At 46.6% G+C, this 12066-nt stretch carries 10 protein-coding genes; 8 read left to right on the top strand and 2 right to left on the bottom strand.

Annotated elements, in window-relative coordinates; translation table 11 throughout:
- Positions 1-44: 44 nt before the first annotated feature.
- From EWV66_RS04640 to EWV66_RS04610, 7 genes are all read left to right on the top strand, one after another.
- A complete protein-coding gene (locus EWV66_RS04640; RefSeq protein ID WP_052275690.1) occupies positions 45-488 on the top strand; it encodes a DUF3531 family protein in 444 nt (147 codons plus the stop codon).
- 237 nt (positions 489-725) lie between these two features.
- The gene (locus EWV66_RS04635; RefSeq protein WP_287109003.1) at positions 726-3080 is read left to right on the top strand and encodes a GH116 family glycosyl hydrolase; all 2355 of its coding nucleotides are present in this window, start codon (positions 726-728) and stop codon (positions 3078-3080) included.
- A gap of 431 nt (positions 3081-3511) precedes the next feature.
- The gene (locus tag EWV66_RS04630) at positions 3512-4363 is read left to right on the top strand and encodes a hypothetical protein (protein WP_052275694.1); all 852 of its coding nucleotides are present in this window, start codon (positions 3512-3514) and stop codon (positions 4361-4363) included.
- Positions 4364-4374: 11 nt separating this feature from the next.
- Positions 4375-5847 (top strand): caspase family protein, encoded by a 1473-nt coding sequence (locus EWV66_RS04625; protein WP_287115911.1) that lies wholly within the window; start codon positions 4375-4377, stop codon positions 5845-5847.
- Between the two features lie 86 nt (positions 5848-5933).
- The gene (locus EWV66_RS04620; protein WP_287108997.1) at positions 5934-6338 is read left to right on the top strand and encodes a hypothetical protein; all 405 of its coding nucleotides are present in this window, start codon (positions 5934-5936) and stop codon (positions 6336-6338) included.
- Positions 6328-7428 (top strand): AAA family ATPase, encoded by a 1101-nt coding sequence (locus EWV66_RS04615; RefSeq protein WP_052275696.1) that lies wholly within the window; start codon positions 6328-6330, stop codon positions 7426-7428. Before EWV66_RS04620 ends, EWV66_RS04615 begins: the two co-directional genes overlap by 11 nt.
- 8 nt (positions 7429-7436) lie before the next feature.
- Positions 7437-9962 carry a formylglycine-generating enzyme family protein gene (locus EWV66_RS04610; protein ID WP_287108995.1) on the top strand — a complete coding sequence of 842 codons (2526 nt, stop codon included), beginning with the start codon at positions 7437-7439 and terminating at the stop codon, positions 9960-9962.
- Positions 9963-10425: 463 nt separating this feature from the next.
- Here the strand turns inward: EWV66_RS04610 and EWV66_RS04605 are convergent, their stop codons facing one another.
- Positions 10426-10896 carry a PIN domain-containing protein gene (locus EWV66_RS04605; protein WP_052275698.1) on the bottom strand — a complete coding sequence of 157 codons (471 nt, stop codon included), beginning with the start codon at positions 10894-10896 and terminating at the stop codon, positions 10426-10428.
- Complete coding sequence (locus tag EWV66_RS04600; RefSeq protein ID WP_185237689.1) at positions 10893-11195, bottom strand: UPF0175 family protein; 303 nt, start codon at positions 11193-11195, stop codon at positions 10893-10895. Before EWV66_RS04600 ends, EWV66_RS04605 begins: the two co-directional genes overlap by 4 nt.
- 374 nt (positions 11196-11569) lie before the next feature.
- Here EWV66_RS04600 and EWV66_RS04595 point away from each other — a divergent pair, with 374 nt between their 5' ends.
- Positions 11570-11845, top strand: a complete 276-nt coding sequence (locus tag EWV66_RS04595; RefSeq protein WP_249265008.1) for a hypothetical protein — start codon at positions 11570-11572, stop codon at positions 11843-11845.
- Positions 11846-12066: the final 221 nt, after the last annotated feature.

Here is a 12066-nt window from a genome sequence, read left to right as displayed (position 1 = left end):
GTCTTCTGTCTTCTGTCTCCTGTCTCCTGTCTCCTCTAAAAAATATGCAAGTACAATTTCGCGAATTTAATCCTTTTGATGTCTGGTTTTGGCTGGAATTTTCGACGGTTCCCTCGAATATGGAACAGCAATATGTAGAAGAAGTTTTTGCCTCTTGGTTTTATTTGGGTAAATTAGGGGCTTTCAATGCCGAAAACCTACAGGTACAGGAGGTGGGAATCGATATTAGTTATATGGAATACGATCCAGATATGGCCGAAAATGCCTTCATGTCACCGATGCACAATATGACCGATTTTGAATACTTAGGTACTTGGGGACGTTGTTGGTTTGATCTCGGTACTAGCGATCTTATTGCTTTAGATATTTTAATCAATGCCTTGACCCAATTAAGTAAGGATTTTGTCGATATTAAACGTTTAATTATCGGGGGAGAAAATCAAGATTGGCCAGTCAGCGATCGCAGTAATTATCTTTTTAGCGAATAATTAGGGTTTACTGAAAAAGTTTCTTGGTTGAGTCAGTATTCAGTATTCAGGAGGAGATAGGGTGATAGGGTTTTGGGGTGATAGGGTTTTGGGGTGATAGGGTTTTGGGGTGATAGGGTGATGAGACAGCTTCCCCACTCCCCCACTCCCCCACTCCCCCACTTCCCCACTTCCCCACTTCCCCACTTCCCCACACCCCACACCCCACAACCCACACCCCACAACCCACTTAAATCTATGCTTAATCTCATCTCCCTTCCAGAAATTCCCGCCGCCGCTTGGAAACGTCCTCTCGGCAAAGGTTGGGAAAAACCCTACAGCGTCCGCTATGCCAGCAATTTAGATGATGGTCCTTGGCATGGGATGCCTCTGGGGGGATTTGGGGCCGGTTGCATCGGACGTTCCCCCAAAGGTGACTTTAACCTCTGGCATCTGGACGGCGGTGAACACAGTTTTAATAGCCTTCCTGCCTGTCAATTTAGCATTTTTGAACAAACAGAAGACGGAAGCGCCCAAGCCTACGCTATGGCGACGGAAAGCCCCAAGGATGGAACATTATCGCGCTGGTCGTGGTATCCAGCCGAAAAGGGAACATATTCTGCCCTTTATCCCCGCAGTTGGTACGAGTACAAAGATGTTTTTCAGACTCAATTAATTTGCGAACAATTCTCACCGGTTTGGGCGCATAATTACCAAGAAAGTAGTTATCCTATAGCCCTATTTGAATGGACGGTTCATAACCCCACCGATAAACCGATTACTATTAGTATTATGCTGACTTGGCAAAATACAATCGGTTGGTTTACTAACGCGATTAAATCCCCAGTGGTTAAGGTGAGAGATGATGGTAGTCCCGTCTATGAATATCAATCAAAATGGGGGGAAAGTGAGGGTAATTATAATCAATGGATTGTCGATAATTTCCGCGTTGGCTGTCTAATGGGTCGGGATTACGAAAACCCCGGGGAAGGGGATGGACAGATGGCGATTGCCAGTATTACTAATCCGAGTCTAGAGGTATTCTATCTGGGTAAATGGAACCCTGCGGGCGATGGGGGCGAAGTTTGGGACTATTTCGCCATGAATGGCTCTTTACCGGATATTGAGGACGAAACCCCCGCCCAAAAAGGGGAGCAAACGGCCACGGCCATGGCGATTCGTTTTACCATTCGTCCGGGGAAAACTCGCAAAATTCCCTTTATTTTAGCTTGGGATTTACCCGTCACCGAATTTGCCCAAGGAATTAACTATTATCGTCGTTATACGGACTTTTTCGGTCGCAATGGTCAAAATGCCTGGGCGATGGTACGCACGGCTTTAAAACAGGGCGATAAATGGCGAGAAAATATTATTAACTGGCAAAAACCGATCCTAGAACGCACCGATCTGGCTGCTTGGTTTAAAATGGCTTTATTTAACGAATTATACCTGTTAACGGACGGCGGCACTCTCTGGACGGCAGCCACGGAACAGGATCCCATCGGTCAATTTGGGGTCTTAGAATGTATTGATTATCGTTGGTATGAAAGTCTTGATGTGCGTCTCTATGGTTCCTTTGGGTTACTGATGTTATGGCCGCGCTTAGAAAAGGCCGTGATGGAAGCTTTTGCGAGGGCAATTCCCAGCAGTGACGACACTCCTCGAATTATCGGTTATAACCAAGCTAGTGCCATTCGTAAGGCTAAAAATGCCACTCCCCACGATTTAGGCGCGCCCAATGAACACCCTTGGCAAAAGAGTAATTACACCAGTTATCAAGATTGTAATCTCTGGAAAGATTTAGGCAGTGATTTTGTTTTATTAGTATATCGGGATTATTTATTAACGGGTGCTAAAGATGAGGATTTTCTGCGGGAATGTTGGCCGTCAATTGTCCTGACTTTGCAATATTTAAAAACTTTTGACCTTGATAATGATGGGATTCCCGAAAATTCCGGCGCACCAGACCAAACCTTTGATGATTGGCGTTTACAGGGAATTAGTGCCTATTGTGGTGGTTTGTGGATAGCAGCCCTAGAAGCGACGCTTAAAATTGGGGCAATTCTTGGAGAAGATACGGCAATTTTTGCCAGTTGGTTACAGCAATCTCGCGCTATTTATCATCAGACTCTCTGGAATGGAGAATATTATAATTTAGATAGTGGCAGTGGTTCCGATGTGGTGATGACTGATCAATTATGCGGTCAATTTTATGCCCGTTTATTGGCTTTACCGGATGTGGTAGAAAATCAATACACGCAATCAGCTTTAAGTAAGATTTATGAGGCTTGTTTTCTCAAGTTTCATGGGGGAAAATTTGGGGCGGCCAATGGTTTAAAACCCGATGGTACTCCCGAAAATCCCGAAGCAACTCATCCCTTGGAAGTTTGGGTAGGAATTAATTTTGGGTTGGTGGCTTTTTTACTACAAATGGGAATGGAAAACCAAGGATGGCAAATTACAGAAGCGGTGGTGAAACAAGTCTATGAAAATGGCTTACAATTTCGCACCCCGGAAGCAATAACATCGGTGGGAACTTTTCGTGCTTGTCATTATTTACGCGCCATGGCTATCTGGGCTATCTATGGGATTTTGACGGAATTTCAGGGATAAATTTTCTTGGAGATATCCCTCTTTTCTCAACTTCAATTTCCCTCCTTGAATATTGGCCAAAAAATGTTCACCATGTCACATTATGGGCGATTGGTTGGGGTGTATAGCGTAGGTCTTTTCTTCGCTACCACAACCTTAAGAGAGTCGAGTAATTTAGATAGTCAAGAGCTTAAGTAGGTAGGCGTTAAAAATTATCAGATACCCCCCTTAATAAGGGTAGATACCCCCGCCTATCGGCACCCCCCTTATCAAGGGGATATCCCCCCGCCTATCGGCACCCCCCTTATCAAGGGGGGCAGGGGGGATCGAACCTAAAATCCATTTTTAATTTAATTATAACCAGCTACTTATTTTATTCTTGTTCTCAAGTGCGAAAAACCATTTAAAATTGAAAATTAACAGGGATAGGAAGGCTCTGTAACCGCACGATCATGGCTAAAATTGTCGGTGTTCACGGTATCGCGCAAGAATTTAGGGGTAGCAACACGATTTCTGCTGATTGGTTGCCAAGTCTCAAGGATGGATTGAAACTCGCGGGAACCGAGTTAAAGTCCGATACCGATTTTCTTTGTGCGTTTTACGGAGATATTTTTCGGGGAAAATCGAAAGCGCTCGGTATCCCGAACTACGATGTTAATGATATCGATTCCGATTGGGAAAAAGAATTACTTCAGTTGTGGTGGCAAGAAACGGAACGATTAGAAAATAATCATCCCAATGCGAATAGCCTTTTGAGAGAAAAATCTACCCCAAAAATTATCCAGAGAGCTTTGTCGGGGTTAAGTGAATCTCGGTTTTTCGGTAGCATTGCCGAGAAATTGGTTATTTCTTATCTTAAGCAAGTGGGGAGCTATTTACACGATCGAAAGCTAAAACAGCAGATTCAAGAGCGAGTAATAGAATGTATCGGTGAAGATACGCGGGTACTTGTAGCTCATTCTCTCGGTTCGATCGTCTGTTACGAAACTTTATGTCAGCATCCAGAATGGCCGATTAAAGTCTTTGTCACTCTCGGTTCTCCTTTGGGGATAAGACAATTAATTTTCGATCGACTGCAACCATCCCCCCGCAATAACCTGGGGCGCTGGCCCGGAAATGTGGAAAGATGGGTAAATATCGCGGACGATGGCGATGTGGTGGCGTTGACAAAGCAACTCAACCCTTTATTTGAGGGAACTGTCGAGGATAAGTTAGTTTATAATGGCTGCGAGGCTCATGATGCCAAAAGGTATCTGACGGCGGTTGAAACTGGGGAAGCGATTCGATCGGGGTTAATCGATTGATGGGTAATGGTATGGATGAAGAAATCAAGTATTATCTAATTGCTTGTGGGACGAAGGATTACAACGCATTCGAGCAATTACCCAGCGTCGAGACGGATTTAGAATTGGTGAACAGTCTGTTTACCAGTGGTTTTGGATATGAAAGAGTTCTGCCAAGTTTACACTTGAATCCCACAACTAACGATCTTAAAAAATTATTCCCTAATTGGCTTCGGGATAGAGAGCGGCATGGAACGAAAAATATTCTTATTTTTTACTATTCTGGTCATGGCGAATATTGTCCAGGTGATAGACATTATCTCATACTGGAAGACACAAATAGTGACGATATCCCCTCAACGGCTTTACCGACTCAAGACTTAGTTCTTCCTATTAAAAATAACCAAGTAACAATCTCTCAAGTTCTCTATATTATTGATACTTGTTACTCCCAAAGTGGTGCGGGAGATATTATACAATTCGTTAGCAATGCGATCAAACAATATGAAGCGGTTCGAGGAGCTAATATAGCTATTCATGTTATGGCCGCTTGTAGGGCAAAAGATACAGCGATCGAAGGCGTTTTATCCCTATCGCTGCAACAAGCTCTCGATGATATAGAAGCGATCGAGTTTTATTCCCACTCTGGATATGTCGATCTAGGTTGGTTGGTTCATAAAATGAACCAAAATGTTGACAGTAATCAGCGTGTTAATTATTCTGCGCTAGGAATTGAAACCTATGCTAGGTTTTTTCCTACTTATCCTAAAGCTGACCAAAAATGGGAAAATCAACGATTTAATTTAACCGAAAAACTTTTCGATACTTTAAATATTAATTCCGATAATAGTTTATTTTTAATCAACTCTTTTCTGTTAGTCTATGAAGATCCCAAATCGTCATCTATTTCAAACATACAAGAGCTTAGAGAAAAACTAAAAGATTTATCTAGTAAGCCAGTTAATAAAGAAATATGTCCTTTGATTTTATTTTCTGAATGGTGCAGATTGAAGTTATTTAAGGATGAAACCCTAGATATTGCTGAAGATATTGATACTTGGAAAGGTGAAGCTGTTCGATATAGGGATGGTGTGCAGTTAGACACAATCAAAAAATATGCGAGAGAATTGTGGGATAAATTTAATAAAAATATCGAACTAGAAGGAAGAATACAAATTGTAATCTCACCCGCAATTGATAAACATAATAATACTGGCTTACAAACAGAATATTTTCATGTAAATACGATGTTTTTTGTGGGAATAAACAATAAAATTAAGTTATGGAATATCTATAAAAAAGAACAAGGTTTTATGTTAGAAGAAATGCAAAATAGTTTCTATCAGGTAATTCCTGAAATGTTTTACTATTTACCCGATCGAGTGAGACTAGAGATTGAATTTTTCCTTCCATTTGCTTTGCTGAAACACTCCCTAGAAGATATTAAGTTTAGATGCGGTGAGGGGCCATCTATCGGATACGAGTATCCTGTTTTTCTTAATTGATTAGTTCGCTCTAGATAAAAAACAATTGACAAAAATCGCTAAATGCCTTTCTCTATAAGGGTTCCATCCCTTATAACCCCCATCCATTGCATAACACAAACCGAAGAGCCGTTTTTATTAACTCCTTCGATCGCTATTTCGATGAAGATTTCCGAGAAATACGCGACAAGATCGAGGAGATCAAGAGAGCTTTATGGGAAAATAATAGCGATCTTGACCAGAAAGATTACTACATCGGAACCGAACCATCGATCGCCGATCTGGAAGATATCGTGGAATCCCTGCCGATCGCCGTCTGGAGTCGAAACGCCAACCAACCGATGACAGATAACGATCTAAAACCCTCGGAATGGAGAAACTGGCCCGATAAGACCAAAGAATTACGCAGAAACAAGCGAAAAATCGCCCTTTTCTGGGACGATCCATACCCCAAACCCTCCCCGAGACCGAGACCTCTAAACACGAGAGTGGTGGAATCCAATGGCCGATAAACCAGTTCCCAAACCAGAAGACCTTCGCATCTATCGGGGTTTGACCCTGAGTGCCGATAGTTTACCCACACCCAAAGAACAAAGAAAACACCTCGATCGCATCCCACCGCCACCCCCTTGGCGCAGTTTTAGCCTGTCCCCGGAAGAATGGACAAAAGCGGCAAAATCGCAGAAAATACCGCCCAAACAGGGAAAAATCGACCCTAGGGCTTTAGGATTCGTCGCGGATAAAAAAGCGGTGGAATTGGTGAATGCTGCCCTCTGTTTGCGTCGTCCCCTACTGATCGAGGGCAACCCCGGCGCCGGCAAGACTTCCCTGGCCTACGCAGTGGCGCGGGAATTGGGATTACCCGGCCCCTACCGTTGGTCGATCGTTTCCCGCACCACCCTTAAAGAGGGTCTTTATGCCTACGATGCGATCGGACGGTTACAGGAAGCTTCCCTACAAAGACAGAAAGTGGGAGAGGGGGGAGAGTACGAGGAGCCGGATATCGGCAGCTATCTAAGATTAGGCCCCATGGGGATGGCTTTTTATCAATCCCGTCCAGGACGACCGGCGGTGCTGCTAATTGATGAGATCGATAAAAGCGATATCGATATGCCTAACGATCTCCTCCATATTTTCGAGGAGGGATTTTTTGAGATCCCGGAACTGACACGATTAAAAACCGGCAACCAATCCGTTCTTCCCTATCGCGGTCAACAGGAGGACAGCGAGGAAAAAATCCCGATCGATCGAGGTTGTGTGTCTTGTCAGGAGTTCCCCCTAGTATTCATGACCAGTAACGAGGCCCGGGAGTTTCCCCCCGCTTTCCTGCGTCGATGTTTGCGTTTAAGACTCGAACAACCCGACAACGAGGATGATTTCTATCGGATACTAGAGCAACGTTTCCCCCCGGAGAGCCTAAATCAATTGGACGAACCGGCCAGAAATCTGATCCGGGAATTTCTCGATCGAATTAAACGCAAAGACAAACTAGCCACGGATCAACTGCTCAACGCGGTCTATCTGTTACTACAGGGAAACGACCTCACCGCCACCGATCGCCAATCGCTGCTAGACACCATCTTTAAATCCTTGCAAGGGTAGGGGGAGAGATGGAAGGGAAAAAAGCCATCTGGTGGGAAGACGAGAGGGAAATGGCAGAACTGATCTGGTGCGCTGCTTACCTCGATCGAATTATCGCGCCTTGGTCGATTGAGCAGTCTGAACAGTCGGAAGCAACCTCATCTAATGATAAGGAGGATAACCGGTCATCCGGCAGCGGTGAAGAAACCCCTCCCCCCGGAGCGATCGAGTCAACGCTCCCCGTTGCCTATCCCGAAAACATCGATCGCCAGACGCAGACCTACCAGAAGCGCAATTCGGTCGAGAGCGATCGTTCTTCTCCCGTTCGCGTCCCCGATCCCTTTCCGATACCCGAACCCACCGCCATCAGTAAGGCAATTCTACCCCTAGCGCGTCGCGTGCCTGGATTACGGGCCGACGAGTTGGATATCGAGGTTACAGTGGAACGGACGGCCGAAGCGGGGGGATTACCGATGCTCGCTTTCCGACCCCCCCTAGAACGTTGGTTAGAGGTTCACCTGTTGATCGATCGCTCTCCCCCGATGGAATTTTGGGGAGATCTAGCGGGGGGAATGACTACCCTCTTCCGTTGGCAAGGCTTTTTTAGGGATGTGCGGGTTTGGTGGTTCGAGACGGGTGAAAATGAAGCTCGTTTGCTTTCCGGTGCGGGGCAAATCGAACGGAACCCTCGCAGTCTGGTTGCACCCTCTGGAAACCGACTTTTTATCGTCCTAACCGATACTTTGGGGAAAGCTTGGCGATCGGGGTCTGCCTTCGCCACCCTAGCGCATCTGGGCAAAGAACACCCCGTCACCATTGCTCACATTTTCCCGCAGGAGCTATGGCAACGAACCGCTTTAGAGGGAGCGATCCTCCGGTCTTTGATTGCACCGGGTCCCGCTTCTGCCAATGCAATACTGCAAGTGGGGGAAAAACTCCGCACGAAGCAGATTCTCTATCGGTTCCCTATTTTCAATCTATCCCCCGCTCACTTTGCAACCTGGGCGAAATTTATCGCTGGGAGCGGTGGTAACTCCATTCAGGGGGTTTTAATGGGAGCAACCACTGCGGGGGTGAATATGGGTGAAACCGGAGAAGAAGAGGCAGCCGCTCCGGAAACGGAATCCCCAGAAGAGTTATTGAGAGGCTTTTTAATCGATGCTAGTCCCTTGGCCCGAGAACTGGCTAAAGTGCTGGCGGCCGTTCCTCTGATTCCTCCGGTGATGCGATTGGCACAGCGGCGATTTTTACCCGATAGTAAACATTGGCATCTAGCGGAGGTCTTTTTTAGCGGACTGGTCGAAAAATCTACCTTTAGTCCGGAGGGAGCGACGGTTCCGGATGCTTGGTACGATTTTTACCCCGGCATTCGTCAGCTACTATTGGCAGATAGTGCCAACCGGCGCACGATCGATATTTGGCGCGGCATCGGCGATTATATTCGCGACCATTACGGCGAATTTCGCGATTTTTCGGCTCTAATCCCCAATCCACAGGGTTCTCTAGCGGATGCAGTCAGCGATCGCTCTCTCTACTTTGCTGAGGTGGACGCGGCTGTTCTCCGCACTTGGGGGGGAGAGTACGCCGATATCGCCCAAAACATCGAGGAGAGAGTGAGGCAGCGAAAACAGGAAATCTTGACCCCGGAAAAACTCCTAAAATTCACCTTCGAGACCCTATACGTCGATAAACGGGGAGAAATTACCAAAAGAGAACCCCTGGAGGCCTACTACTACGAGGAACCCCTAGGCGAGGAAATCGAACCCCTAACCATGGTTGCTATCCCGGGGGGCGAATTCCTGATGGGTTCACCGGGAGAAAAGGACGATTACAAGTCTGAAAAACCCCAACACCCCGTGAGCGTCAGTGCCTTCTACCTGAGCCAGACTCTGATTACCCGGGCGCAATGGCGGTTCGTGGCCCACCTACCGAGGGAAGGAAAAGACCTCGATCCAGAACCTGCGGAGTTTAAGGAAAGCGATAACAACCCCGTCGAGCGCGTGAGTTGGTACGATGCGATCGAATTCTGCGCCCGTCTGTCCCGTCACACGGGAAAAAATTACCGTTTACCAAGCGAGGCCGAGTGGGAATACGCTTGTAGAGCGGGAACAACCACCCCCTTCCACTTTGGCGAGACGATCACGGGAGAACTGGCGAATTACAATAGTTCAAAGGTCTATCAACAAGAAAAGGCGAAAAAATCCCCAAAGAAAACCATCTCCGTCCGCTCCTATCCCCCCAACGCCTTCGGGCTGTACGATATGCACGGGAATGTTTGGGAGTGGTGTTTAGATCCGTGGCATAGTGATTATCAAGGCGCACCGCCCACAGACGGGAGCGTTTGGGACGAGACAAATAATGATAATCGTTATGAAAACTTATTAAATAGTATAAATGAACTCTTGACGGATAAACGAATTGGTGTATTGCGGGGCGGTTCTTGGTTCGTCAATCCCTATTACTGCCGTTCCGCTTACCGCCTCGTCAACTACCGCCGCGACTTCGACGACGACTTCGGTTTTCGGGTGGTTTGCGGTGCTGGGAGGACTTTGTAACCCTTTTCCCCTTTTTTTCCCTTTTTTCCCTCATTCCCTTTTCTGGAATTTTTTTAGGCAGGCTATAGCACAAGTGTATTGGTTTAGGGGTGGTCAATTACCTGGGGGGTTTGATCCCCCCTGCCCCCCTTGATAAGGGGGGTGCCGATAGGCGGGGGGATCTCCCTTGATAAGGGGGGATCCCCCCTTAGTCCCCCCTTGATAAGGGGGGTGCCGATAGGCGGGGGGATCTCCCTTGATAAGGGGGGATCCCCCCTTAGTCCCCCCTTGATAAGGGGGGTGCCGATCCCCCCTGCCCCCCTTGATAAGGGGGGATCCCCCCTTAGTCCCCCCTTAATAAGGGGGGTGCCGATCCCCCCTTAGTCCCCCCTTGATAAGGGGGGTGCCGATAGGCGGGGGGATCTCCCTTGATAAGGGGGGCATCTGATAATTTTTAACGCCTACCTAGTTGGTGTCAGAACATCTATTGCTGCCGCAAAAGTCGTTCGAGTAGGCTGGGTGCAACCCAAAAGCCAGCTTCTTGGAGACGTTCAAAGGTTACTCTTAAATCGAGCAATCCGAATTGGGCAGCATCTTTGACAATGCCCAAAAGTCCAATAATTCTTAAGCCACGCTCCGAAGCAATTTGCCTCCCTGCTTTGTCATCTAAAATAATCAATTCAGCTTCAATTTGCTCTGCTAGTAAAATCGCTTCTTGCTCACCCGGATCGAGTTTTTCCAATCCTGACCTTGAGGATGTCCTAACAATTTCAATCCGGAGCCAATCAGGGGGGTTAGCAATCCAATTGCGAACGATAGATGGAGATTCTGAGGCCTTTAATTCATCAGCTACAGCTTCAGGAATGACCACAAGCTCATACAGTTCTTGTAGGATCATAATTTGGTCAATTAAGAGCAGGTAGCAAATCGGAGAAGTGTCAGAAACAACTATCATTTTGCTCTGAGTTCTTTGAGAGTTTGCAAATCGCGTTCCAGTTCAATTTCATCATAATTCAGATAGACTCCCATCCGCTTTAAAAAGGCATGAGTTTCTAACCGAGAAGGTAATTGAAGGATGCGTCCAACTTCGGCCGTACTCAAGATACCGGCACGGTAAGCATCAGCAATAACCATTTCCAGCAGTTTATGAGCCAAATTATCGCCTGTTTGACCTAATCTCTGGGCGATTTCGTCGGGAATATCAACAGTGATTTGCATAAAATTATCGGAGCCGCTACCAGTTAGTTCTATCATAGGTGAAATAGATGGCTCTTCCAGTTTTTGTGTGGAAGGAAGAAGAATAGGGATAATTTGGGTGCATCTCAATTTGGTCGAAATATCTATAGGACATTTTGGGCGCACACAGTTCGATAAACTCACTGACCACAGTGCGGCCCTACCATTGGCGTAATAATATTATTGTAGGGGCGAATTGCATTCGCCCTCAGGGTTTGCGGCAAAAAGTTTTTTGTGGGGGCGGGGTGTGGGGTAGGGTCGTTTCATTCCCTCAAATGTCATTCTCTCCAATCCAACAGAGTTTTTAGATTTATTCAGCAAGCTCTATCTAGGGTTTGCTGAATAAGTACGGGCGAAGCATTCGGATAGAAGGCCGATGAAGACGCAAGGTTTTGAACGACGATTCTCTCAAAATCTTGCACCTGTGGGAGCGAGAAAAGCCCCAAAACCTTTACTTTGCCTACATTTCAAATTTATTCAGCAAACCCTATCTAGCCGGTCTGAGATTAACCCTAGCCAAACTCATCCAACGCTCGCAAAGTTGGGAAGCGCACCTAGTCCAGGGAGATACCCACCGACTACGGCGGGATATCTTCGATTCTTACGAATTCACCAGAATATCGGATATTGTTGTGATCGCCGTCGTTCACTCACCGAAATACAGGTGAACCCGATTGCTCGTCCAGGTTGCCACCCCCGTGCCGAAAAAATCCGCGTCTTCCCCAACACGGCACGGATGAGAATATTGGCATCCAGAACGATTCTTTTCGTCATCGGAAATTTTGGGTCTGAAACCCCGCCGTTCTAGGTTGGCTTTACTTTAGAATTAAAAGGCCAGTCTCGAAAACCAAGTGGACGGCGCAGCACCTTGAAAACTCGGCTTAGGGGG

The organism is Microcystis sp. M_OC_Ca_00000000_C217Col, from assembly GCF_007095585.1.
Taxonomy (GTDB): domain Bacteria; phylum Cyanobacteriota; class Cyanobacteriia; order Cyanobacteriales; family Microcystaceae; genus Microcystis; species Microcystis panniformis.
The sequence above is the reverse complement of the archived record's forward strand: the minus strand, read 5'-3'. Positions and strand labels throughout refer to the sequence as shown.